At 39.9% G+C, this 24,677-nt stretch carries 27 protein-coding genes; 10 read left to right on the top strand and 17 right to left on the bottom strand.

Annotation, left to right across the window (positions count from 1 at the left end; translation table 11 throughout):
- Window positions 1-65: 65 nt before the first annotated feature.
- Window positions 66-1,259 (top strand): tetratricopeptide repeat protein, encoded by a 1,194-nt coding sequence (locus AAEU30_RS05655; RefSeq protein WP_421959690.1) that lies wholly within the window; start codon window positions 66-68, stop codon window positions 1,257-1,259.
- Window positions 1,249-2,151 (top strand): M28 family peptidase, encoded by a 903-nt coding sequence (locus AAEU30_RS05650; RefSeq protein WP_421959689.1) that lies wholly within the window; start codon window positions 1,249-1,251, stop codon window positions 2,149-2,151. The genes AAEU30_RS05655 and AAEU30_RS05650 overlap by 11 nt, the downstream gene beginning before the upstream one ends.
- Here the strand turns inward: AAEU30_RS05650 and AAEU30_RS05645 are convergent.
- Window positions 2,138-2,464: a GIY-YIG nuclease family protein gene (locus AAEU30_RS05645; protein WP_421959688.1), complete on the bottom strand. Its 327-nt coding sequence runs from the start codon at window positions 2,462-2,464 to the stop codon at window positions 2,138-2,140. The genes AAEU30_RS05650 and AAEU30_RS05645 overlap by 14 nt on opposite strands.
- Window positions 2,465-2,583: 119 nt before the next feature.
- Between AAEU30_RS05645 and AAEU30_RS05640 the strand changes: the two genes are divergently transcribed.
- Window positions 2,584-2,943 carry an outer membrane protein assembly factor BamE gene (locus tag AAEU30_RS05640; protein ID WP_421959687.1) on the top strand — a complete coding sequence of 120 codons (360 nt, stop codon included), beginning with the start codon at window positions 2,584-2,586 and terminating at the stop codon, window positions 2,941-2,943.
- A gap of 58 nt (window positions 2,944-3,001) precedes the next feature.
- Here the strand turns inward: AAEU30_RS05640 and AAEU30_RS05635 are convergent, their stop codons facing one another.
- Entirely contained in the window at window positions 3,002-3,331 is a 330-nt protein-coding gene (locus AAEU30_RS05635; RefSeq protein ID WP_421959686.1) for an RnfH family protein, read from the bottom strand.
- Window positions 3,328-3,768, bottom strand: coding sequence for a type II toxin-antitoxin system RatA family toxin (locus AAEU30_RS05630; RefSeq protein WP_421959685.1), 441 nt, complete (start codon window positions 3,766-3,768; stop codon window positions 3,328-3,330). The genes AAEU30_RS05635 and AAEU30_RS05630 overlap by 4 nt, the downstream gene beginning before the upstream one ends.
- A 143-nt stretch (window positions 3,769-3,911) precedes the next feature.
- Between AAEU30_RS05630 and smpB the strand changes: the two genes are divergently transcribed.
- Entirely contained in the window at window positions 3,912-4,391 is a 480-nt protein-coding gene (gene smpB, locus AAEU30_RS05625) for an SsrA-binding protein SmpB (RefSeq protein WP_087530942.1), read from the top strand.
- 178 nt (window positions 4,392-4,569) lie between these two features.
- Window positions 4,570-7,161 carry a TonB-dependent receptor gene (locus AAEU30_RS05620; protein ID WP_421959684.1) on the top strand — a complete coding sequence of 864 codons (2,592 nt, stop codon included), beginning with the start codon at window positions 4,570-4,572 and terminating at the stop codon, window positions 7,159-7,161.
- A gap of 64 nt (window positions 7,162-7,225) precedes the next feature.
- Here the strand turns inward: AAEU30_RS05620 and AAEU30_RS05615 are convergent, their stop codons facing one another.
- Window positions 7,226-7,831: a peroxiredoxin gene (locus AAEU30_RS05615; RefSeq protein WP_058559809.1), complete on the bottom strand. Its 606-nt coding sequence runs from the start codon at window positions 7,829-7,831 to the stop codon at window positions 7,226-7,228.
- A 245-nt stretch (window positions 7,832-8,076) separates the two neighbouring features.
- Window positions 8,077-8,790, bottom strand: coding sequence for a fatty acid metabolism transcriptional regulator FadR (gene fadR / locus AAEU30_RS05610; protein WP_087530838.1), 714 nt, complete (start codon window positions 8,788-8,790; stop codon window positions 8,077-8,079).
- 310 nt (window positions 8,791-9,100) lie between these two features.
- On the opposite strand from fadR, the gene dsbB reads away from it, so the two are divergent.
- Window positions 9,101-9,613, top strand: a complete 513-nt coding sequence (gene dsbB, locus AAEU30_RS05605; protein WP_421959683.1) for a disulfide bond formation protein DsbB — start codon at window positions 9,101-9,103, stop codon at window positions 9,611-9,613.
- On the top strand, window positions 9,613-9,921 hold the full coding sequence (locus AAEU30_RS05600; protein WP_421959682.1) for a DUF6170 family protein: 309 nt from the start codon (window positions 9,613-9,615) through the stop codon (window positions 9,919-9,921). Before dsbB ends, AAEU30_RS05600 begins: the two co-directional genes overlap by 1 nt.
- Before the next feature lie 46 nt (window positions 9,922-9,967).
- Here AAEU30_RS05600 and AAEU30_RS05595 read toward each other — a convergent pair whose 3' ends face one another.
- The gene (locus AAEU30_RS05595; protein ID WP_421959681.1) at window positions 9,968-10,267 is read right to left on the bottom strand and encodes a ComEA family DNA-binding protein; all 300 of its coding nucleotides are present in this window, start codon (window positions 10,265-10,267) and stop codon (window positions 9,968-9,970) included.
- Between the two features lie 260 nt (window positions 10,268-10,527).
- Between AAEU30_RS05595 and AAEU30_RS05590 the strand changes: the two genes are divergently transcribed.
- Window positions 10,528-10,836, top strand: a complete 309-nt coding sequence (locus AAEU30_RS05590; protein ID WP_421959680.1) for a YebG family protein — start codon at window positions 10,528-10,530, stop codon at window positions 10,834-10,836.
- A gap of 95 nt (window positions 10,837-10,931) precedes the next feature.
- Here AAEU30_RS05590 and putP read toward each other — a convergent pair whose 3' ends face one another.
- Window positions 10,932-12,410 (bottom strand): sodium/proline symporter PutP, encoded by a 1,479-nt coding sequence (gene putP, locus AAEU30_RS05585; protein WP_421959679.1) that lies wholly within the window; start codon window positions 12,408-12,410, stop codon window positions 10,932-10,934.
- Window positions 12,411-12,777: 367 nt separating this feature from the next.
- Between putP and AAEU30_RS05580 the strand changes: the two genes are divergently transcribed.
- Window positions 12,778-14,001, top strand: a complete 1,224-nt coding sequence (locus AAEU30_RS05580) for an EAL and HDOD domain-containing protein (RefSeq protein ID WP_421959678.1) — start codon at window positions 12,778-12,780, stop codon at window positions 13,999-14,001.
- Window positions 14,002-14,079: 78 nt separating this feature from the next.
- Here AAEU30_RS05580 and AAEU30_RS05575 read toward each other — a convergent pair whose 3' ends face one another.
- Genes AAEU30_RS05575 through ccmA form a run of 10 tightly spaced genes read right to left on the bottom strand, consistent with a single transcriptional unit; the run spans window position 14,080 to window position 21,822 of the window.
- Window positions 14,080-14,811 carry an MlaA family lipoprotein gene (locus AAEU30_RS05575; RefSeq protein ID WP_421959677.1) on the bottom strand — a complete coding sequence of 244 codons (732 nt, stop codon included), beginning with the start codon at window positions 14,809-14,811 and terminating at the stop codon, window positions 14,080-14,082.
- A gap of 9 nt (window positions 14,812-14,820) precedes the next feature.
- Window positions 14,821-16,110 (bottom strand): c-type cytochrome biogenesis protein CcmI, encoded by a 1,290-nt coding sequence (gene ccmI / locus AAEU30_RS05570; protein WP_421959676.1) that lies wholly within the window; start codon window positions 16,108-16,110, stop codon window positions 14,821-14,823.
- Window positions 16,111-16,572: a cytochrome c-type biogenesis protein gene (locus AAEU30_RS05565; RefSeq protein WP_421959675.1), complete on the bottom strand. Its 462-nt coding sequence runs from the start codon at window positions 16,570-16,572 to the stop codon at window positions 16,111-16,113.
- Entirely contained in the window at window positions 16,569-17,141 is a 573-nt protein-coding gene (locus tag AAEU30_RS05560) for a redoxin family protein (protein ID WP_421959674.1), read from the bottom strand. Before AAEU30_RS05560 ends, AAEU30_RS05565 begins: the two co-directional genes overlap by 4 nt.
- The gene (locus AAEU30_RS05555; RefSeq protein ID WP_421959673.1) at window positions 17,138-19,093 is read right to left on the bottom strand and encodes a heme lyase CcmF/NrfE family subunit; all 1,956 of its coding nucleotides are present in this window, start codon (window positions 19,091-19,093) and stop codon (window positions 17,138-17,140) included. The genes AAEU30_RS05560 and AAEU30_RS05555 overlap by 4 nt, the downstream gene beginning before the upstream one ends.
- A 1-nt stretch (window position 19,094) precedes the next feature.
- Window positions 19,095-19,574, bottom strand: coding sequence for a cytochrome c maturation protein CcmE (gene ccmE / locus AAEU30_RS05550; protein ID WP_421959672.1), 480 nt, complete (start codon window positions 19,572-19,574; stop codon window positions 19,095-19,097).
- 5 nt (window positions 19,575-19,579) lie between these two features.
- Complete coding sequence (gene ccmD / locus AAEU30_RS05545; protein WP_421959671.1) at window positions 19,580-19,774, bottom strand: heme exporter protein CcmD; 195 nt, start codon at window positions 19,772-19,774, stop codon at window positions 19,580-19,582.
- A gap of 2 nt (window positions 19,775-19,776) precedes the next feature.
- Window positions 19,777-20,514 carry a heme ABC transporter permease gene (locus tag AAEU30_RS05540; RefSeq protein ID WP_421959670.1) on the bottom strand — a complete coding sequence of 246 codons (738 nt, stop codon included), beginning with the start codon at window positions 20,512-20,514 and terminating at the stop codon, window positions 19,777-19,779.
- 1 nt (window position 20,515) lies between these two features.
- A complete protein-coding gene (ccmB, locus tag AAEU30_RS05535) occupies window positions 20,516-21,202 on the bottom strand; it encodes a heme exporter protein CcmB (protein ID WP_421959669.1) in 687 nt (228 codons plus the stop codon).
- Window positions 21,202-21,822: a cytochrome c biogenesis heme-transporting ATPase CcmA gene (gene ccmA / locus AAEU30_RS05530; RefSeq protein WP_421959668.1), complete on the bottom strand. Its 621-nt coding sequence runs from the start codon at window positions 21,820-21,822 to the stop codon at window positions 21,202-21,204. The genes ccmB and ccmA overlap by 1 nt, the downstream gene beginning before the upstream one ends.
- A 103-nt stretch (window positions 21,823-21,925) precedes the next feature.
- On the opposite strand from ccmA, the gene fliK reads away from it, so the two are divergent.
- A complete protein-coding gene (gene fliK, locus AAEU30_RS05525) occupies window positions 21,926-24,676 on the top strand; it encodes a flagellar hook-length control protein FliK (RefSeq protein ID WP_421959667.1) in 2,751 nt (916 codons plus the stop codon).
- Window position 24,677 lies beyond the last annotated feature (1 nt).

Genomic DNA, 24,677 nt, shown 5'->3' with positions numbered 1-24,677 from the left:
TGAATTCTGCTCCGAGCAAAAAACAAACTATACTTGTAAAGTGTAAGATTGATTGGGGCAGAATTATGACAACATCAAACAGATTTACATACCTAGTAATACCGTTATTCATTGGCTTTATCACGTCTTGCCAAAGTACACCTAATAAGCAATTAGATGCCCCACCAAACATTAGCCAAAATCAAAAATTCACTGTTATTTCTGTCGAAACTGAAACTGAAATATTTGAACTCAATGACGACATAAAACAGCAATTAACTACCGCATTTCCAGCCAATAAACGCAACTTGCGCTCAACTCGCAAGCTACTGCAATTTTTACTCGATAATGGCGACGCGTCACTGTCATATCAATCAGGTGCAACGCTTATTGCGAATCAGGCTTACAATGATTTGAATGCTAATTGTCTATCTCTGTCTATTTTAGCTTACAGTATGGCCGACTTTTTAGGTATGCACAGTCAATTTCAACAAGTGCATATTCCTGAGTATTGGGCACTAAATAAAGGGTATAATTTACTCACGGGGCATATCAATCTACGCGTCTCGCCACCTCGTAATAGTGGTTCAAATATTAGTTATGTTTATACCGCTGAAAATTCATTAGTCGTTGACTTTGATCCTAACTCTCGCTCTGAAAAGTTTAAAACGAGTGCAATTTCAAAAACACGAATTACGGCTATGTTTTATAACAATAAAGGGGTAGCCGCTATGCTAAAGAAACAGCATAATACTGCGTACAGTTACTTTTTAGCAGCGACTAAAGCCGACCCTTTATATTCGGGTGCATGGGGAAACTTGGCTGTTTTTTTAAGAATTCACAACCAATTGAATAATGCAGAGCTTGCTTATAATCACGCGTTGGCAATTGATGAAAATAACAATACTGCGCTGGGGAATTTAGCATTGCTTTACCGAATTACCGAACGGCACGATCAAGCCGATAAAATTTTGACTATGCTTGATAAAAAACGCCAAGCAAACCCTTATTATCATATATCTTTAGGGCATACTGCCTATCATAATAAAGCTTATCAAGACGCAATTAAGCATTACAGCAAAGCTAAGCGTCTTGATAATCAAATTCATGATAGCTACTTTGGCTTGGCCAGAACATATTTTCAGTTAGGCGACCTTAAACATGCCAATAAGCAACTACGTTTAGCTAATAAGCATGCTAACTTTGCACATGATAAAAAGCGTTACCAGTTGAAATTAACAACATTAAGCAATATGACGGCAAAAGTGGATGGTTATTAGAGTAATAATTTACATCTTACTTTACTTAAGTACCACAGCACCTGCTTATGCCGATAGAGCATCACAGCAATTAATAGCTGACTTAACTTTTTTAAGTTCTCCAACATTGCAAGGCAGACAAACAAACACCCTAGGAGCCATCAAGAGCGCTGAGTTTATAACACGCCGATTTACCGAGTTAGGGTATACGGCTAAATCTCAGAAGTTTGAATATACTCGTGGCTTCTTTTCTAGCGCGACAGGTAACAACATCATAGCTGATCTTAAAACTCACACTCATACGACTCCATTGCTGGTTATTACAGCTCATTATGATCACTTAGGTATGAAAGGCAGAAAGCTATTCCCAGGCGCCAATGATAATGCCAGCGGCGTAAGCGCACTACTGTATTTAGCGATGACACTACAAGCTACCCCACCTGAGTTTAATGTTATATTTGTTGCAACCGATGCCGAGGAGAACGGCTTACACGGTAGTGAGTTTTTAGTTAACCAGTTACCAACTGATGTGACAGTGCTCAACATAAACCTCGATATGCTCGCAGTAAAAGCCAGTAAGCCAATTTTATACGCTTTTACTCCGCATAAGCACAAGCAGCACGTAAAAAGTTTATCTAAACAAGCTAAAAAAAATACAATTAAAGTACGTGTTAGTAGTTCTAACAAACAGATGCATCGCTATATAAACGATAACCGAATTGATTGGCGCAAAGCCAGTGATCATTATTCATTTGCTAAAGCAAAAATACCATTTGTTTATTTTGGTATGGGTGCTGATAGAAACCATCACAAAGCGACAGATACCATAGAAAATATCGACCAAGCACGCTACATTGACACAGTAGTTTATATTGAAAGCTTTATTCGTCAGCTTGATTTTATTGCGTTTTGATTCCAGTCTGAGAACTGTTTACATACTCTCGCTTTTGCGCTTTGGTGAGTCGTTTTATTTTAATTTCTAACTTTGTTGCTGCACTACGGCTACCGACTTGTTGTTGAAAAATTAATGTTAGCGGCCCCTTACCGCGTAAATTTTTAGCCCCTGTACCAGCTTGATGTTCTGCAAATCGCCTAGATACATTCGTTGAAATACCAGTATACCAATGTCCAAACCGGGTTTGCACTACATACAAAGACCACATTATTTCGTCGTCAGTTTGAGTATTTTTTAAAGCGGTTAAACTTTTAGCGTCCTTTATGGTCAAATTGTTACTCCAAACATAGATAATAAAAATTAACTGCCAAACAATTGCGCAAAAAGGTTTTACCTTAGGTGACTAATCGGTATTATGCAGTTTATAAAAAATAAGGATCCACACTAACAATGCAGTCGTTAAAATCTTTTTCTCTTTGGTTTATTGTCGCACTTACTTTAAGCGCAACCGCAGGTTGTTCTAGCTGGGTTTACCGTATCAACATTCCCCAAGGTAACTTTTTAGAGCAAACCGATGTTGATAAACTTCGTATAAATATGACACGAGAACAAGTTGTTTATGTCCTAGGTAAGCCTGTCGCTGAAGACGCTTTTGATAAAAATACATGGCACTATTTGTATTCATTCAATCTAGGCCGTGAGAATGAACAGCGTAAATCACTCACACTTAATTTTGAAAATGAAAAGCTAGTATCTTTATCTGGCGATTACAAACAACCGGAAGAGTTTAATACGCCTTTAGAACAATAAACTAACTTTTATTTATTATAGTAAAAGGTTAGCAGCTGCTAACCTTTTTTGTTTAATGCTATTTAGCTTTATCTATTGGGCGCCCGCCAGTAATTTTGTTAGCTCGACCTTCATCTTTGGCTTTTTCTGCTCGTTTACGCCTTGCATCTTTTGGATCAGCAATTAAAGGTCGATAGATTTCAATTCTATCGCCCTGCTCTAGCACTTGAGTTAATTTACACGTTCGATTCCAAACACCAAGAGTTAATTTTGATGCATCAATTTCAGGACACTTCTCTAGTATACCTGACTTAATAACAGCTTCTTCTGCGGTACTGCCAACAGGCATAGATACCTGCAAACTCGTCGCTGTAGTTGGTAGTGCAAATACGACTTCTACATTAATCATATTCTTGGCCCATAAACATCTTTTGCTCTTTGCGTAAACGCATTGACCATATTTTTGGCAACATCATTAAAAATTTTTCCAAACGCTAACTCGATTAATTTACTTGAAAATTCAAACTCTAAGCGCAACTCTACTTTGCACGCACTTTCATCCAACGCACGAAAATGCCATTGCCCCTGAAGCGATTTAAATGGACCATCAACTAAACGTAAAGTTACGGTATTCTCATCAACAAACGTGTTTTGTGTAGTAAACCATTTTTTTATTCCTGCTTTTGAAATTTCTAAGCTGGCGGTCATGGTGTTAGCTTGCTGAGTAACTATTTTTGCATCAGAACAATGTGGTAAAAATTCAGGATACGCATCCACATCATTTACTAAGTCAAACATCTCTTTGCTGCTATACATTACTAGCGCACTTTTTTCTATTTGTGGCATACTCACTCCCAACTGTGTGGGCGAATTTTAGCAAGCTTTACGTTTTTCCCCAAACTTTCAAGACGCTTTATTTACATCAAATTTTATCTTCAAATTTAAAAAATCGATGTAAAAAGCAGAGCTTTACGTATAATATGGGCACTATGGCTAAGAAAAAATCATCTAAATCGACAACGAATACCATCGCGTTGAATAAAAAGGCGCGTCATGAGTATTTTTTACACGACAAGTTTGAAGCAGGTGTCGAACTGCAGGGCTGGGAAGTAAAAAGCATCCGAGCTGGCAAAGTAAATATCTCTGAAACTTATATTCACCTTAAAAATGGCGAAGCATTTTTACTTGGCAGTCAAATACAGCCACTTAACAGTGCCTCTACCCATGTAATTTGTGACCCTATGCGCTATCGAAAGCTGCTTTTAAGCAGACGAGAGCTAGACCGATTGGTAGGTGCTACCGAGCGAGACGGGTATTCATTAATTGCCACTGCCATGTATTGGAAAAAATGCTGGGTTAAACTTGAGTTTCACCTAGGCAAGGGTAAAAAAATGCATGACAAACGCGAAGACGGTAAGAACAAAGACTGGTCACGCGAAAAAGAACGATTAATGAAGCACAAAGTTTAATATATCGAAACAACCTCAAAAACGCCTAACTCAGTTAGGCGTTTTTTTTGCCTATTCAAATTCCAGTCATTGCTTTAAAACCCGCCCAAAAACAATTTGATAACAACTGGTTTACATGATACTAATATTACCGGTTATAGTACCAAATATAATTATCATGACAACAAGGACTTAAAGGATGAAGCAATTACTACCATTTACACCTACCCTACTGGCAAGCATAACACTCGCTTTTACAACTGGTTATTCTGTACATGCAAACGCAGCAGACGATGCAAAGAAAGTGGAGCGCATTGAAGTAACTGGTTCCAGAATAAAGCGCACTGATATAGAAGGCCCTTCGCCTGTCCAATCAATTAGCCGCGCAGATATCGATAACATGGGTTATGACAATCTTCAGCAGCTATTAGAGCGAATGCCCGTTGCTGGTAATGGCACTTTTTCTACCCGAGGTAATAATCAAGATTCAACAGCGAATGGAGCAGCCGCAGTCTCTCTTCGCGGCCTTGGTGCAGATGCAACACTTATTTTGATCAATGGTCGCCGAGTAGCAATAAGTGCTTTTGCCGAGAGCATTACTAATTCATTCGTTGACATCAACAGCATTCCAGTCTCAGCGATTGAACGCATTGATATCTTAAAAGATGGTGCCTCTGCGATTTATGGTTCAGACGCTGTGGCTGGTGTCGTTAATATTATTTTGAAAAAAGATATTGATGGTATTGAAGTTAATTTAGGCTACGGTGGCACTGATGGCCCTAATTATGAAGAAACCTCAGCGAGTATTGTTTGGGGTACTTCAAATGAGAAAAGCAGTGCTTCAGTGATCGTTGATTATTTTAAAAATACCTCTTTATCGTCAAGTGAAATGGGCAGTTTAGGCACCGCAAACCAAGCCCCATATGGTGGCATGGATTTTCGCTCATCTCGAGGTTTCCCTGGAACATTTGATGTAAATGGCACCCAAACCCCCGACCCGAGTTGCCCTACAGATCAATTAAGTAGCAGCAATAGCTGTGTATTTGATTATGGTCCTTTTGGGTATATTTCTCCAGCTTCAGAGCGTGTTGGTGCTATTTCGCAGTTTGAATATAACTTTGATAATGGCATAACAGCTTTTATGGAACTGGCAGTACAACACAACAGCTCTATCGCAATGGGTGCACCAACGCCACTGGATAAGGATGCAGGCTTAACTGTGCCAGCTAACCACCCTAATAACCCATTCGGTCAGCAAGTGGGTATCAACTTCTTTAGAACTGTAGATGCTGGTGCACGCCAATGGGATATTGAGTCTGATACCTTACGCTTTGTGGCTGGTTTAAAAGGCGAAATAAATGACTGGGGTTGGGAAGCTGCTGTACAAAAAGGCCGCAGTAAATCATTGCAAACAGGTGACCGTACTCAAGGCTGGGTAAGAACAGATTTTTTACAACAAGAAATTGACGCAGGAACTTATAACCCTTTTGGTGGCACTTATAATGATCCAGCGGTAATTGACCGTATTACCACCAGTTTAGTTCGCCAAGGTGAGTCACACATGACCTCATTTGATGCCAATATTACAGGTGAAGCGTTTAGCTTTGGTGATAGCGCCGTAATGATGGCCGCGGGGATTGAGTATCGTGAAGAGGATGTCAGTGATATCCCCGATGACCAATTTCAACGCGGCTTGATTTTTGGTACGGAATCCGTTTCGGCAGCGGCTGAGCGCGACCAGTACGCAGCTTATGTTGAGTTCTCAATTCCTTTAGCTGATAGCTTAGAATTACAACTAGCTGGGCGTTATGATGATTACAGCGATTTTGGCACCACGACAAACCCTAAAGTAGCATTGCGCTGGGCACCTACGGACGAAATAACGGTTCGTGGCTCTTGGGCGCAAGGATTTAGGGCCCCATCATTAGCACAAATAGGGTTAGGGCCATCAGAGAAAAGCCAATTCTTTATTGATACCTATCGCTGTCAGGCTACTGGTCTTGACTGTGATGCCCTTGATTACAATATTCAATTTGCAGGTAATCCTGATTTACAAGCCGAAGAGTCTGAGTCATGGAATGTTGGCTTTATTTGGGCTCCTACAGCAGAGCTTGGTTTAAGTATCGATGTGTGGAGTATAACTCAAGACAATAAAATTGATGAGCAAGGATTTGGCCCTATCTATGATGCAGAATGTGATAATCAAAACAGTACTATCTGTGTTCGTTTGGCCCCATCTGGAAGCGAAACCCTTGGAGTGATACAAAAAATTCACAGTACTTTTGAGAATGTTTCTTCACAAGAAGTATCTGGTATCGACTTCTCGGCAAACTATAATCATTCATTGGATGAGTTAGGGTTACTTAAATTCAATTTAGAATGGGCGTACCAAAATAAATTTGAAAAAGATGGCCGTGATTATACAGGCGAGTATGGCTACCCAGAGCACCGTGGAATTTTTTCAACTAATTGGGAACTCGGTGAATTTAACACCAATATAAATATCAGTTATGTTGGGGAGTTTGAAGATACCCCTGATATTGATTTTGATGGCACGCTCGATTTCGATAGCAACACATCGAGAATGGTTGACTCACAAGTGCTGGTTGATTTACAAACTGCTTATCGCATTACTGAATCAACCAAAGTATCAATTGGGGTTAACAACTTATTTGATGAAGAACCACCATTTGCCATTGGCGATGGTGATAGCGACTTGTATGGCTACGCATCAGCAGTGCACAACCCTCGAGGACGTTACATTTACACAAAAGTGTCGTTCTCATTCTAAAAGTAAAGATAACAAAAAACCCGCCTAATTGGCGGGTTTTTTATAGTCAAAATAAAGGTCTAAATTATAGATCGCCTTCGTTTTCAGATAGGAATTTTGCAACGCCTGCAGGGCTTGCGTCCATACCTTTTTTACCTTCAGTCCAACCAGCAGGACATACTTCGCCGTGCTCGCTATGGAATGCTAGTGCGTCAACCATACGTAGCATTTCATCGATATTACGGCCAAGCGGTAAATCGTTAACTACTTGGTGACGTACATTACCTTCTTCGTCGATTAGGAATGAACCACGAAATGCAACGCCAGCTTCTGGGTGCTCAACGTCATACGCTTTACAGATCTCGTGCTTAACGTCTGCAACTAGTGCATATTTAACTTCACCAATACCGCCGTCTGCAACAGCAGTCTTACGCCATGCGTTGTGCGAGAATTGTGAATCGATAGAAACACCGATTACCTCAACGCCACGCTTTTGAAATTCTTCATAACGCTTGTCAAAAGCAATTAGTTCAGAAGGACATACGAAAGTGAAATCTAGTGGGTAAAAGAAGATAACTGCTTTTTTACCTTTGATTGTTTCGTGAAGATTGTAGCTATCTACGATCTCGCCGTTACCTAGTACTGCTGCAGCGGTAAAGTCTGGTGCCTGGCGGCCTACTAATACACCCATTTTATTCTCCAAATATTTGAGTTTATTTCTAATTGCTTACGCAATGCTTGCTTTATTATGGGATCTAAAAATTAAATACCAAGGGCAAGCACGCATAATTGTTGAAATATTTTAGGGGTAATCAGAACAAATAGACAATCAGATTTTCAAATCACGGCAATCGAAAATACAGAACGCTTGTATACATGGCTATCACGCACAAAAAAAACTGTAAAAACAGGCTTTTTTAGTTAATGCTTTACTGGTTAATCCATAATATCTTCTGGCATATCACCACGAATTTCTTGCCAGATTTCACCTGTTTGGTGGCCATACTTACGCATCATAGAAATAGCGCCATCATGCTCTCGGTTTTCAGCTAAAGTCGTCAAGTCTTTGTAAAATTGACGTGCTAACTGGCGAGTGCCTGGATCTGAAAAATAATGGCAACCAATTTTTGAATAAAAACCTTTAAAGCCATTTAAAATTAACACGTATATTCGATTATTACCTGCAACAGCTAGTTCGTGATGAACTTTATAATCATAATCGGCAAAAGCTTGCGCGCTATCTTCAAGTTCATCACTTTGTGAAAGAATTTCAATGACACGCTCTGGCGCTAACTTGATTGCAGCACGTGTATAGATTGCACTAATATTAGTACGTGCAGAAAGTAACTGGTCGGTAAGTTCTGGCATTTTGTCTTCATCAAGACGAGCGAGTGTTTCAAGAATATTTAAGCCAGATGTTTCCCAAAAATTATTTACTCGTGTGGGTTTACCATGTTGAATTGTTAACCAACCATCACGTGCTAAACGCTGCAGCACTTCACGTAATGTAGTACGCGTCACACCTATTAGCTCTGATAACTCGCGTTCAGCAGGAAGTATAGAGCCTGGAGGGAAATCACCATTCCAAATTGATTCAACAATATACTCTTCTGCAAATCCAGCTGGACTTTTCGCTTTAAAAATTCTCATTCAATTCCCACTCGAGTTATCAATATTACTTCACTTAAACACTATTAACTGACTGATTGTACCAGACGAAGCAAAACTAACAAGTAAAGTAATTCACAACCCTGCTATTTTTCAGGTTTGTGCAATGCAGATAATAAATAGCCAATGAATTAGAACATAACAAAACCTAAACAAACGCATACCCCCACATTTAATAAAGCAAATTTAGTAAACATTTACATGATTTTAAGCACTCTAGTAAGGTTTATCCTTGCACCTTGATTAATGACTAAGCCATAATCTCACTATAAAATAGTTAAACGGAACTCTTATGAATTGGTTAGCAAATTTAGCACACAAACGTACGCCTTGGGTTTTATTAGCATTGACTGCTTTTACATTTGAAGTTATTGCTTTATTTTTCCAATATCAAATGGGCTTAGAGCCTTGTATCATGTGTATATATCAACGCACAGCGATGCTCGGGCTATTAATCGCGGGTATTATTGGAGCGATTAATCCTAGTAACATACTAATACGTATTACTGCATTCGCTAGCTGGGCTGTTGCGAGTATTTGGGGATTTTTATTAGCCCGTGAACATATTGATATGCAAACAACAACCGACCCATTCGCATTTAGCTGTGAATTTGAGCCTAACTTTCCCGTGCCATTACATGAATGGATCCCGCAATTTTTTGCTGCAACAGGTGATTGCGGTAATATTGATTGGCAATTTTTAGGTTTAAGTATGCCCGCGTGGATGGAAATTATTTTTGGCTTGATCAGCCTAGTGCTAATTGCGGTTGTTTTTTCACGTCTAATGATTAAGAAGAGCCTATAATGTTTGCGTTTTTTTCAAGCCAAGTTAAGCAATTGCAACACCTTAAAGTACGTCAACGCCAACACATAATTGCAGTAGCCTTATCAATGCTTTCCCCGCTGCAAAAGATCAGCCTACGTATTGTCAAATTGCTGTTACTTACGCCTGTATTCGCCTCTCTAATTTATATTGAAGGTTGGTTAATGTTAGCAGCTTTATTAGTAGCAGGTTTAAGCTACCCGTTATTAACCACACCCGTTGAAATTGCATTTGCCAGGCCTTTTATAGCAGATGCATTAACACAAGAAGAGAAACAAGGCGAAAATTAATTCGCCTTATATTCTAAAGTAATTAACCTGTAACCTAGCTATAAGCTTAGATTTTAATTTTGCCGTCTAACTTTGCCAGCAATTTATCACCGATGCCCTTCACGTTCGCTAAATCAGCAACTGATTTAAATTCTCCTTGTTTTTTTCGATAGTCAATAATAGCGCGCGCCTTTGACTTACCAATACCAGGTAACTGCATCAGTTGCTCTACACTGGCTTTATTTACATTGATACTCTCAAGCTTTTTTACCGCCTGACTAGCTGGTGTAGACTTAGTATCACTCGCATAACTTGGGCTTATAAAACCTAAACAGGCTAGTACAACTACTAAACTTAGTAACTTCATGTTTTCCTCCGTGATATCCATACATGGACTCAATTAATAGTAAATGTTTACGACACCCTTTTAACTAACATAAAAACCATTAGGTACTAAAAAAGTGTGACTCTATAAATAAAGTAAAGAGCAATTACTTTGTCAACTGTACCTATAATAAAAAATAAAAAAGTTAACTTGCAAATACGCCCGCAAACAATTACTGTACATAAAAACAGTAATCAATATCAGTGTGTTAATTCACACTAAGCAAATTGGCAGGAGAGATCATGGCTGTTGTTGTTAAATATGTTGTAGAAAGAAACGGAGTCGAGCGAATGACGTTTACTACTAAAAAAGAAGCTGATGCGTATGACAAAATGCTCGATATTGCAGAGTCGCTTGAAGTCATGCTTGAAAAAGTGGATGTCCCCTTAAGCGAGCAACAAATTGAATCTCTAGCGCTTGAAATCGCAAAAAGCAAAGATGATTTCATTAATGTGTTAAAAGGTGCGAAAGAACCCGTAAGCAAACCTGCTGCAAAAAAGAAAGACACAGCTAATGCAGCTGATTTAAAAAGCGCAGAAGATAAAGCGTAATAGAACTTAATTCAGGTAATAAAAAAAGGAGCTATTAAGCTCCTTTTTTTATTACCCCAAACCACCTCAGAATGATTTGGGAATAAACCTTATTTTTACAATGACTTTTCTACATCATCAAATAAAGTGGTAATTTCTTTACTTGGAGCAGGTGTCGTTAAGCTTACAACCACAATAGCAATACTTGAAAGAATAAAACCAGGTACAATCTCGTAAATAAGACTACTGAGTTTTTCACCATCAATTGTTATAGGCGCGTAAATCCAAACCAATACAGTGATTGCCCCCACTAGCATACCAGCAAGTGCACCAGCAAAGTTCATTCGTTTCCAGTACAGACTAAACAATACCAGTGGACCAAATGCGGCACCAAAACCAGCCCATGCATTACTGACTAAGTCTAAGATTGAACTATCGCGATCATACGCTAAGTAGATTGCACATAGCGCCACTACGGCAACGCTAATACGCCCTACTGTTACCAGCTCGGTGTCACTTGCCTCTTTACGTAAGAAGGTTTTATAAAAATCTTCAGTCAGTGAACTTGAACTAACCAATAACTGAGACGAAATGGTACTCATGATAGCAGCCAAAATTGCTGCTAATAAAAAGCCTGCAATTAATGGGTGGAATAGTAGCTCTGATAAAATCAAGAAAATAGTCTCAGGATCATCTACTACAATATTATTTTCGTAGGTATAAGCTGCACCAAATAAACCAGTGCCGACAGCACCAATGGCGGCTATTATCATCCAGCTCATACCAATGCGACGAGCAGTCGGCATATCTTTTACACTACGTACCGACATAAAACGTACAATAATATGTGGTTGACCAAAATAACCCAAGCCCCACGCCATCGCCGAAATAATTCCCAGAGCTGAGCCTGCACCAATCCAGTTAAGCATATCTGGATTAACACTGTTCAATGTAGACTCTAATGGTTGCTCCAATAATGAATACGCGACTGTCGGTACCAATATTAATGCAACAAACATAATACAGCCTTGTACAAAGTCGGTTAAGCTTACTGCTAAGAAACCACCAAACAAGGTGTATAAAACAACCACGCCTGTTGTTATGTAAAGACCCATTTCATAGCTCAAGCCAAACGAGCTTTCGAATAACTTACCGCCAGCAACTACGCCCGAAGAAGTGTAGAGTGTAAAGAACACAATGATCACTACCGCTGATACCACACGGAGTAAGTTTGATTTATCGGTGAAACGATTTGAGAAATAGTCTGGAATGGTGATTGAGTCATTTGCTTTCTCAGTGTATACCCTAAGCCGTGGTGCAACTAAGAAGTAGTTTGCCCAAGCCCCAAGTACCAAACCGATAGCAATCCAAGTACTACTAAAACCCGTTACGAACATAGCACCAGGTAAACCCATTAATATCCAGCCGCTCATATCTGACGCGCCAGCTGAAAGTGCAGCTACTGAAGGTGACAAACTACGCCCACCAAGCATATAACCAGATACATCACTGGTTGACTGTTTATACGCATATAGGCCAATCCCTAACATAACGATAAAATACGCAGCTAAAGAAATAATCATTCCTGTTTCCAAACTTGCCTCCGCTTAAGAAGTTTAAATCTGGCTTTTAATCCTAATAATGACTCATTAATCAATATAATACGAAAGACATTATTGGTGTAAAAACCAACTTAGAACCTGACTATATCATGGCTGGGGCAAATAACTCCACTCTCTGCGTTAATCAAATAAGTAACTGAGGTTAATAGGTTTTTAACTATTTTTTTTATTTAAGAGGATATAAATGGAAATTTAATATTAATTGCCTTACGATTAAAACAATATATTTATAAAAAATCAGTACTTTAGCAGTAGGTCTGTAAAATATAATTAATGCTATTTTCTATGTTTTGTCTTATATTGCCTTTGTTAATGTTTAAATCAATCGGATCTGTTGTTTATGTATTTTTACGCTGCGCGTCAACCCATTTTAGATCGTGAAAAAAAACTCGTCGGGTATGAGTTACTTTTTAGAGATGGCGTTGATAATGTTTTTCCTGATATTGATGGTGATGAAGCAACTTCTCGTTTAATTGAAGGCAGCCAATTTAATTTTGGTTTAGAAGATTTAACGGACAATAAACCCGCCTATATTAATTTTACTTTAAAAACATTGCAAAAAGGCTACCCAACTTTACTTGGTAAAGAGCAAATAGTTGTTGAAATTTTAGAGACTATACAACCTGGTAAGCGTCTACTGGCGCTGGTGAAAGATCTTAAAGAAAAAGGCTATACTCTGGCACTTGATGATTACATACACCAACCTGTATGGCGTCACTTTTACCCATATATTGATATTATAAAAATCGACTTTTTAAGCTGTGACACTCAAACTATCAAGCAGATCATCGAAGAAATAAAGCCCCACAAGCACATAAAATTACTGGCAGAAAAAGTAGAAACCTATGAGAAATATCAACTTGCATTAGATTTAGGGTTTAGTTATTTTCAAGGTTTCTTTTTCTCAAAGCCTGAAATGGTACAAAGTAAATCGCTACCTCCTTCACAAATAGCGCTCGCTGAGTTACTTTATGAAACCTCATCAGTTGAGCTTAATTTAAAAAAAATCACAAGCGTATTCGAACGAGATGTCACACTTTCGTATAAATTACTTCGCTATAGTAATTCAGCCGCGTTCAAACGCCGAGCTGAAATCAGCACTATAAAACAGGCGCTGATAGTACTTGGTGCAGAAGAAATTAAAAAATTATTATCCTTGTTATTTACCTCCCAAGTTGCCGCAAATAAACCTGCAGAACTTATTCGTTTATCTTTAACTCGCGCCCGCTTTACCGAATTACTCGCTATTAATCATAACAAACTTAAAGATACTGGCATGGCTTTTTTAACCGGTATGATGTCATTAATGGATGCAATTTTAGATGAGACCATGGAAGGTGTGATGAATAAATTACCACTTTCTAATGATATCAAGGTAGCCCTTGTTGATGAGCAAGGCATTCTCGCGCAGTATTTACGCTTAGTTAAATTATACGAGCAAGCGAATTGGGAAGGAGCAAACGCCATTAAAAATGAATTGGGTTTAGCAGCAGATAAAGTACCTGACTCCTATCATGAAGCACTTAGCTGGGCTAACGAACAAATGAAGGTATTAGGCGAGTAAGCCTACCTTTTCTTACAAGAAAAAACATAAAGCCAGCAGTTTTGCTGGCTTTTTATTTCTAACTTCGCGTCAGGTAAATTATAGACTTTCTAAAAAGTCTTCGTCGAAGTCATCTGGCTCTTCTTCGATTGGTGGGTTTCCATCGTGCAATTCATAGAGCTGACGTTGGAAGTAAATATCTTTCATAAAGATATAAGGATCCAACGACTCATTCAGTAAACTTTCTTGTGGGATTAACGACGCTCTTGCCTCTACTGCTTTCAGTGCGAATACAAGTACCGTTTGCGGCGTTGTTAAAGCAATTTCCGGTAATACAAAGCTATCAACAACATCACCCGTCAGATTACGGGCAGTAGAAGGTCCCATGCCTGGTAGCATTAAATAAGCGCCATCACCAATGCCCCATACACCCAGCGTTTGCCCAAAGTCTTCATCTATGATTTCAAGACCTAATGAACTTGCAACATCAAACAGTCCTAACAAACCTACCGTTGAGTTAACTAAAAATCGGGCAACACTAATGCCTGCATTACCCGCTTTACCTTGTAAAGTGGCATTAATAACATCCGTGGGCGCACTAATATTATCGGTGAAGTTAACTAAACTACGCCTTACAGGCGTTGGCGTGATAGCGACATAACCCACAGCGACTGGCCTAAGAATATAAGCATCTAGCACATCCATATTAAAATCATACATAGGACGGTTAAAAGACTGCAATGGATCTCGCTCATCCACTTTTTCTTCAGGAACTTGTGCACAACCGGCACTAAGCAATAACCCTAGAATTATAAAACTTTGTTTGAACATCTTTTATCCTTAAGGCAAAATTTCATCAATAACTAATGTATGTTGCGTAAAGTTTTCACGCTCTAATATTGGCGAACGGCCTTCTAACTCACCTGTTGAAGGCATCACTGAGGCATCTTTCGAAATTCGTGCCGTGATCACAACTTCCTTAGATGATGATAACGTGAGTCCATCGACCATTGAGTTACTATCACTTAATTGCACTTTAAGAGGAAAACTAAACTGGGTCAACTTTACTACTGCAAGCGGCATCGGTGGGCCATTCGCAGCTTTTGCAAAAACAAATAACGTGCCATTGTCTGGCAAGTTATCGACTAATGTTGATGCTAACTCCACAGTGACCATAATAGCACTTGAATCTGTAGCTACATCTGAATTTGATTGAGTTGCAGCGTTCGCCACTGGAGTTAGAGTGCTCTGTTGCTCAGCAATTTTTTGTTCAATATCAACAATTCGCTGCTCAACCATTGCGTAGCGGCTATCGTTTGTCTCCATTGTACTAAGTAATACTTCAAATGCTGATTTTGCTTGCGCCCAGTCATGGCGTTCATAAGCAATTAATGCAAGCAAAGAAATAGCATCAATGTTAGTTGGTTCATCTTTTAATACGCGCGATAACATACCTGCTGCACGTGTCATATTCGACTCACTGCCCTCAAGTAACAACACTTGGCTATAACTCACTAACACACCTAAATGATCCGGGTTAATTTGCAACACCTTATCAAACGACTGCTGCGCCATATCAAATTCATTCAGTGACATAGCGACACGTCCGAGTAGCATCCAAGCAACTTCATCGTCGCCACTATCTGCAAGCTTTGTACGCAAACCTAAAGCAAATGCTTGTAATTCATTTTGGCTTAGAGGCTCTCCGGTTTGCATCACCGCACGCTCACCATACTCAGGTAAGTTTTCCATCGCTGTATACCAGCTTGCCAGTTGCTGTTGAGAGCCCGTTGCAGAATAAAAGACTAAGCTAAGCACAACTAAAAAAGCACTTCCCGTCAAAGCAAAAATCACATTGTTACCACGGCTATAAAGCGATTTTTCTGGCGAAAGCTCGTTTAATAACCGACGTTTTAATTCAATTACTGATTCATTATAGCTTTGTTGTTCAATTCGTTGCTCGTCTAAATCATTGGCTAACTCTTCTAAACGTTGCTGATAGATAGCAATAAGGTCTGAATTTGCGTTATGTGTAACACTATGTACACGCTCTTTTTTTAAAAAAGGTAAAGCTACAAATACCACAGCTACGAATGTAAGTAGCGCAAAAGAAGCCCACATTAAAATCATTTAGCTTTGCTCCTGTTGTTGGTTTTGAGCAATTAATTTTGTTAATAACGCTTCATCTTGCTCATTCCACGTTTGCTTTACAGCAGCTTTACGTTGACGAATAACTATAAAACCCAAGCCAAAAATAACAATCAACACAGGAAATACCCACAGTACCAAAGTAGCGGGTGTAACAGGTGGGTCGTAATGTACAAAGTAGCCGTATCGGTCAATCATGTAGTCAATGACTTCATCTTTTGATTTACCCTCTTGTACTAAGGTCAGTACCTTATCTCGTAAATCTTTTGCAACCACTGCATCCGAGTCAGCAATATTTTGATTCTGACATTTAGGACAACGTAGCTCTTTTGTAAGCTCACCAAAACGCTGTGCTTGTTCATCATTAGCAAATTCATACCTGTCTTGCTCAGCTGATACAGCAACGCTAATAAGTAAAACCAAGCTAATTAAAAAATACTTCATGGCTGTAATTCCTGCATGATTGGTGCAAATTTCGAACGCCAAACTCGTGGGTTAATATCACCGGTATGATGCAACAAGATAGTGCCTTTACGGTCGACCAAAAATGTCTCTGGTGCACCAGATACGCCTAAATCGAGCGCTAATGTTCGCTCTAAATCAAGAATATTAAATTGATACGGGTCGCCTGCTCGACTTAACATACTACTTACTTCTTCTCGCAGTGCTGCCATATCAAACGCACCATCAAAATCAGCATCGTAGCTTTGCACATAATAAAGGCCGACAATTTTTACACCTTGTTCGCGCAGCTTAGTTAAGTAACCAAGCTCAGCTAAGCACGTTGGGCACCAAGTACCCCACACATTGAGTAAATACACTTCGCCTTCGAGATCCGTTTGCTGCCAGCGTTTATTATCTTGCATTAAATCTGGCAAGTTAAAAGCTGGCATTGTATGGCCAATCCTTCCTGTTTGTAACTCGCGAGGGTTAGCAAATAACCCTTGGTATAAAAACACACACACCAAAATAAACGCCAAAAGTGGCAATAAAGCTAAAAATTTGCGGTTCATGCTACCTCCTGCTCACGTTTTTTATTACTACGATAGCGTTTGTCGCCTAAAATCATAAATCCGGCTAAAGAAATAAGTAAGCCGCCTAGCCACATCCAACGCACAAATGGTTTATGATAAATCCGCAGTGACCAGCCGCCGTTGCTAAGTTGTTCGCCTAGTGCAAGATATAAATCACGAGTGAAACCAGCATCAATGGCCGCTTCAGTCATAAACTGCATGCCAATATCATACTGACGTTTCTCTGCATGTAATTTAGTGACTACATCGTTATTTTTAAGCACAGTTACAACCCCTGCATGGCCACTGTAATTAGGCCCTCGGATGCTTTTAACGCCCTCAAAACGGTAGTCATATTGATTCAGTGAAACGACATCTAATGGTTTCATTGAAACATCGCGCTCAACCGAGTACGCTGATGTCAAAGTAACCCCAGCAATAACAAATGCAATTCCGACGTGACCAAGTACCATAGCCCAGTAACTTAAGCTTAAACGCTTCAAGCCGCTTGCTAAGTTGCCATGTACACGGGTTTTATCAAAGATATCGAGGCCTGTTGTAAATACAATCCACATTGCTAACGTTGTTGCTAGCAGCGTTAAAGGAGCAACAACATCGTAGCTTAAAAACAACCAAGCTGAGGTAACAGCAATGCTGGCAATAGCACAAAGCAGCATTTTATTTTGTAAAAATGCCCACTTATTTTGTTTCCAACGCAGTAAGGGTCCAATGCCCATTAAGATTGCAAATGGCACTAATAAAATAGCAAACATTTTATTAAAAAATGGTTCGCCAATTGAAATGCTGCCTAGACCCATCTCTTTATGAACCATCGGCAGTAAAGTGCCCAGTAATACAATAAACGTCGCAACAACTAAAAATATATTATTCAGCCAAAGTGCCACTTCACGGGAAATTAGTTTATAACGCCCTTCACTTTTCACTTGTGATACGCGAAGTGCATATAGTGCAAGACCGCCACCCACAACAATAGCTAAAAAGGCAAGAATGAATAAACCTCGGTCGGGATCCGTCGCAAACGCATGCACAGAAACAATAATCCCTGAACGAACAATAAAAGTACCCAGAAGACTCAACGAAAAAGCAGCAATGGCCAGCAATACTGTCCATGATTTAAACACGCCACGCTTTTCTGTCACTGACAAGGAATGTAACAACGCAGTCGCAACCAACCAAGGCATTAAGGATGCATTTTCTACCGGATCCCAAAACCACCAACCGCCCCAGCCAAGCTCGGAATAAGCCCACCAGCTACCAATAGTGATACCTAAAGTTAAAAAGCCCCAAGCTGTCATTGTCCATGGGCGCGACCATTTTGCCCATGAGTTATCAAGCTTACCTGTCAATAAGGCTGCAATAGCGAATGAGAACGACACAGATAACCCAACATAACCCATATACAATAATGGCGGGTGGATAATCATTCCAGGGTCTTGTAATAGTGGGTTTAGATCTCGCCCTTCTACAGGGTAGTAAGGTAATAACAGTTCAAATGGGCTCGACATCAACAAGGTATAAAGCATAAAGCCTACACCTAAAAAGCCAAGTACACCCAGTACTCGCGCTCGTAATACCCAAGGCAGTGAACGTGAACGCACCGCAACAACAGCAGTCCAGCCAGCTTGCATAACTAACCACAGTAAAATGGCCCCTTCATGGCCCCCCCATGTTGAGGTTATCTTGTAATACCATGGCAAGGTGCTACTTGAATGGTAGGCTACATAAGCAACAGTAAAATCATCAGTCAAACTTGCATAAATAAGTGCTGCAAACGAAATTAAAACAAAAGCAAACTGCCCGACAGCTAACGACGGTGCTGCGCGCATTAAACGCAAATTACCTGTATGCGCGCCCCACAAAGGAAAAATACATAACAAAACACTTAGCACCATGGCCAGTGTTAAAGAAAAATAACCAATTTCAGGGATCATATTAATTGCCACTATCTAAGTTATATTTAGGTTTTTCGTGTTTAATCCCTTTTACCGCTTCGGCAACTTCTGCTGGCATGTATTCTTCATCATGCTTTGCTAATACCTCGAATGCTTCAATAACATCAGGCTCAACCAGTACACCTTGCGCAACGATGCCTTGTCCTTCACGAAATAAATCAGGCAGAATACCTTGATAACGAATTGTCACTAACGGGCCAGTGTCTATTAATTTAAAGCTAACTTCTAAGCTGCTTTCATTACGCACCACAGAGCCTGGTACTACCATGCCACCAATACGAAGCTTTTGGCCTATATGAGGCTTCTCAAGATTTGGCCCCTTACCGTCAATTAACTCACTTGGGGTATAAAAAAGATTTATATTTTCTTGCAAGGCATATAAAACCAAACCTATCACTGCACCAATACCAAACACGATTGCAGTTACTGCTAATAGCCGTTTTTTACGTCTTGGATTCATACTTGCTACTCCTGTTTAGCTTGCTTAATACGCTGTTCGCGAGCGGCTTGCTGCTGAACAGAAGTTAAAATACGCTTGGTATCGTTCAAAGAACTAAATAAGATACCTAATAAAATCAGCGCGCACGTGCCAAAAGACAACCATACATAAAAGCCATATCCACCCATGGCTATAAAATCAGAAAAAGAATCAAACTGCATAACTAGCCCCTATTTAACAACTGACGAACCCAAAGACGGTGTTTTTCGCGTTGTAAAATTTCATTTTTAAGACGTATCAATGTCACTGTGCCCACAAACGCAGCAAACGCTACAATATTGAGCATCAATGGCCAGAACATACTTGGATCAATCGCCTTGGTATCAAACTTAGTAATGGTTGCCCCTTGGTGAAGGGTGTTCCACCACTCAACTGAGAAATGAATAATTGGTAAGTTAATCACCCCTACAATGGCAAGGATAGAAGCAGCTCGACCCGCTGCTTTTTTATCCTCAAAGGCGTGATACAAAGACAACACACCTAAATATAAAAATAATAAAATAAGCTCAGAAGTAAGACGTGCGTCCCACACCCACCAAGCACCCCACATAGGCTTACCCCACGCAGCACCGGTGATCAACGCAATTGCAGTAACGCATGCGCCCACGGGGGCAATAGCGATAACAGCAAGTTCAGCATTTCGCAGCTGCCAAACTAAGGCAACCACCGCCGCGATAGCCATAGATGAATAAGCGCCCATAGATAAAATAGCTGAAGGAACATGAATAAAAATAATGCGATAGCTGTCTTTTTGTTGGTAGTCTGCAGGCGCATAAGCCAGCCCCCAAACCCAACCAACAACCATGCATACAACCGTTATTACGGCAAAATATGGCAGTAACGTATTACATAATTGATATGCACGATCTGCTTTAGCGTAGGGATGTAACCACTTCCACATATTAACTTACACTCACTTTTAATGCTGACGATATGGCAATTGGTGCGCTTAAAATAGCAACGACAAGCATTGCACCAAGGATGGCAAGCTGTCCACTATAATCCAGTGACATAGTACTGGTATCAATAGCAGACGTTGCAAAAATTAACACAGGGATATACAAAGGCAGAACTAACAGACTCATCAATATTCCGCCTTTTTGTAACCCCACAGTGAGACCCGCGCCAATCGCGCCGATAAAACTCAGTAATGGAGTCCCTAATAATAAAGTAATGACTGTCGCAACAAGCGCTTGGCTATCTAAATTAAGCAGTAGCGCAAAAAACGGTGTCATTAACACCAAAGGCAGCCCAGTAATAACCCAATGAGCAAGCACTTTTGCCAGTACAGTTAACGGCAATGGATACGATGATGCAATTAATTGCTCTAGGCTGCCGTCATGAAAATCATCACGAAAAATTTTATCAAGACCAAGCATGGTCGATAAAAGCGCCGCAACCCAAATAATACCAGGAGCCATACGAGCAAGTAGACCGGGCTCTGGACCAATAGCTAACGGGAATAAGGTAATAACAATTAAGAAAAATAATAATGGATTAACAATTTCTGCACGCTGGCGAAACGCTAACTGTAAATCTTTTTTACATACGGCACTAAAGAGCTGTAAATAAGAGTGTTGTCGTTGCATCAGTGACGGTACTCCAAGGTAACTGTTTGCAAATCATTAAAGTGCGTTGTTAAATCTTGGTGGGTCGTTAATAAAATAGCACCACCGGTTTCTAAATGGCTAACAAAGCGCGCCTGTAAGAATGCCACTCCCGCTTTATCCAAAGCAGTAAATGGCTCATCGAGGATCCAAAGCTTGGCATCATTAAGCCATAATCGAAGTAATGCAACACGTCGTTGTTGTCCTGCGGATAAAGTGCGTACTGGCACATCTTCAAGACCAACTAAACCAATTTTAGCCAACAAAGCATACAAGTCTTGATTATCATCATACCCTTGGATCTGTAACCAAAAACGCACATTTTCCAGCGCAGTAAGCTGAGCATTTACACCGGTCTTGTGACCAATAAATAATAATTCACGGGCAAACTCGTCATAGTTTTTTGTTATTGAAGTATCGTGCCAAAAGATATCGCCTTCATCAGGAGCAGCAAAACCTGCAATAATGCGCAATAATGATGTTTTACCAGCCCCATTAGGGCCTGCTAATTGCATAATTTGTCCCGATTCCAAACTGAAATTAAGATCCTCAAACAAACAGCGCTCTTGTTTAATGCAAGTGACGGACTTAATGTGTAGCAAGATGACGATTCTCTATACCCAAAATTAGGCGTTAGTCTACCATAATGATAGGGTAATACGAATAACGCAATGAAACCGATTAGTGAAAACTTGATTTAAAATAATGAATGAACCTACGCAGATTTCTTTAGCTAACTCATTGACGATTAAACAGTCAACGAGTAATGCTGGGCAACAAAGTGTGAACCTAAATGGGGAAACACTTAACGCTAAAAACATCACATTTGCCAAAGGCTCTGTGCAAATGGATATTTTAGTGAATAACCATTGGCAAACACTGCGTTTAGCGACCAGCCACTCACCAAGCAATATGCAAAAAATTCCTGCCGCTGAAATACAATTAAGTACTGATGGTAAACAACTTACTATTTTGCCAACACAAACATCATTAGCGCTTAATCAAGCAAAGCAATTACAGAGTTTACTTAATTTCATTCATTCCGGCAGCCAACTGAGCAATCAACCTTTCGCCGTTACTGTAGCCACTAAACCGACACCTAAAATACAAATAGCGCAGTTGAATGCGAGCTTACCGATAAATGCAGAAGTGGCACAACTTCTACAGAGTGAGCAACCTTTAAAAGCAATCATCAATATGGATCAAAAGGGGCTATTAAAGCTTGTGGTTATTAACCGTTTTGCTGATAACCTGCACCAACAGCCCATCACAAAAGCTAAATTGGCGACATGGCTAGCAAAGCTCGCCCCGCAAGGACAACTACAAAGGACGAATAACGCAGCGCAATTAACAATCCCGCAGCAAAAAAGCGCTTTTAATATTCCTATTAAGCATACACAGGCGCAACAGCTAAGTGCAGAGCCTCAAGCTGTCAAAATAATAGCAACGAAAGACCAACTTACATTGAAAACCCTCACCAATGAGGTTGCTGTTGTACTTAAAAATTCGTTGACTCAAACCTTTCATAATTTAGTGAAAGCACAACAAAGTACCGCAATAACAAAAATAACAACCGACGACGTAAAACCTGTTCAAAGCCCCTTAATAAATGCCAGCAGCCCAATAAAGTCGTGGTTACAAGCCAGTTTTGCCGATTTGAAAACTCGGGTGAACGATGCTGTTCGTTACTTTGAAAATAAACCATTTAATCAATTAACTGACAAAAATGATAACCCACTTAAAGCACCTATTTCCTCAACGAGTAACGAAAAAGCGCCGCAACAATTAAGTTTGATCCCAAAATCAGTGTCGCAAATAAACTTAGCAGCTTTAGCTCGTGAGAATGTAGCCCCACTTTTGGCAGATATAAGTAAAGGCACAGCGTTACCTAAGCACTTCCATAGCGCTCCACCGCTAGTACAACTATTTCAACAAGTTAAAGCGACTTTGGCTAGTATCACTACACCAACAGCCGCTCCTGTTGTAAGTAATAACAACCTATCAATCAGTAGCGGCAAAGCATCAATAACTCAGGCTGAAATAGCGACTAAAGCTGATACAGCTAAAACGCCCGCTGTCGACAAACAAATATCTTTTTCAACCACAGAGAAAGAGACTGCAAAAACACACAGTACAATAAACAAAGACATAACAAACACAAATACAGCAAAAGTGGATAGCCAATTCACCAACCAAAAAAACAGCTCAACGATTAACTCCCCTCTAATTGCTAAAAATAGCAATGCGCCATTAATTGAAATTAAGAATCCTAATACGGTGAGTCAATCAGTTAGTGAAACAGCAAACAAGTTAAAACAAGTATCGACAATCAATAAAGAGCTAGCAAGCAACCCTAGTCTTACAAAGGACAAAGATAAAGTAAGCATTCACTTTAGCAGCGTAAATGAAACGAGCAAAACTCAAAAACTAGCTTCGATACCACCTACACTTATGGTGCAAACTCAAAAGGAAAACATCAAAGCACCTTTAACAGCTACACCAGTGCGCAGCCAAGTTACCCTCCCGATAGAGGCTAAACTGACGGCTCCATTACTAAACATAGCAAAGCCACAATTGCAGTCCTCATCGAATGCAGCTACTGGCAGTGAAAATAATTCAACAAAAGTAGATTTAAGCCAAAAAATAGAACAGCTAGCGCAGGGGAAAGTAAGCGATAATGTGGATCTAAATCGACTTGTTAACCAGGCATTTAATCGGATGATAAACAGCCAATCCGCTCACCCTTCAATTGTACAACGAGAAATATTGAGCCTTATTTCACCGAATAGTCTCTCAACAAGCGCGATGCAACAAAGCTTTAGCCAAGCAATCGAAAATTTGAGTGTCGCAATTTTGGCAGCCCCGGCACTGAATAATATTAGTGCATTGAACTTTACTGGCCAAAGCTCAGTTGATGCTTTACTACAAGTGTTAGTGCCGAATTTTAAAGCTGTGAACAGCGAAAAACTTCAAGAGCAATTACAACAAGCCAGCAGCCAAACTCTAGCAGCAGAGCTTGGGCAAATTAAAAATAATATTAGCCAAGTTGCCACCACAGCTGTTAATCAACAAACGGATAGTAATGCGCTTGTGCAGTTTTTTTTACCTATGCGACTTCCGCCGGACGCTGCGCAAACTGAAATATCACTTGGCCAATATAAAAAACCAAGTAAAGATAAACCCGAAGGAAAAGACGTTTGGTTTGTGCGTTTAAATTTTGATTATGCAGCTCTTGGCCAGCTACAAATCACCGCCGAGCTGATGGATAAAGCCTTAGATTGTAAACTGCTCGCCTCAAGCCAAGAGGTAACAGCAATAGCCCATCCACATTTAGAAAGCTTGCGTCATAAATTGTCAGCACATGGCTTACAAGTGGGCGAATTAAATTTAAGCCAAGGTGCGCCACAACACCAAGCTTTTTATCAATCCCATGCAATTATCAATATTAAGGTTTGAT

The organism is Pseudoalteromonas mucoides, from assembly GCF_049257175.1.
In the GTDB taxonomy this organism is placed as follows: Bacteria; Pseudomonadota; Gammaproteobacteria; order Enterobacterales; family Alteromonadaceae; genus Pseudoalteromonas.
Note: the sequence above shows the minus strand (reverse complement) of the source record. Positions and strands in the feature narration are given on the sequence as shown.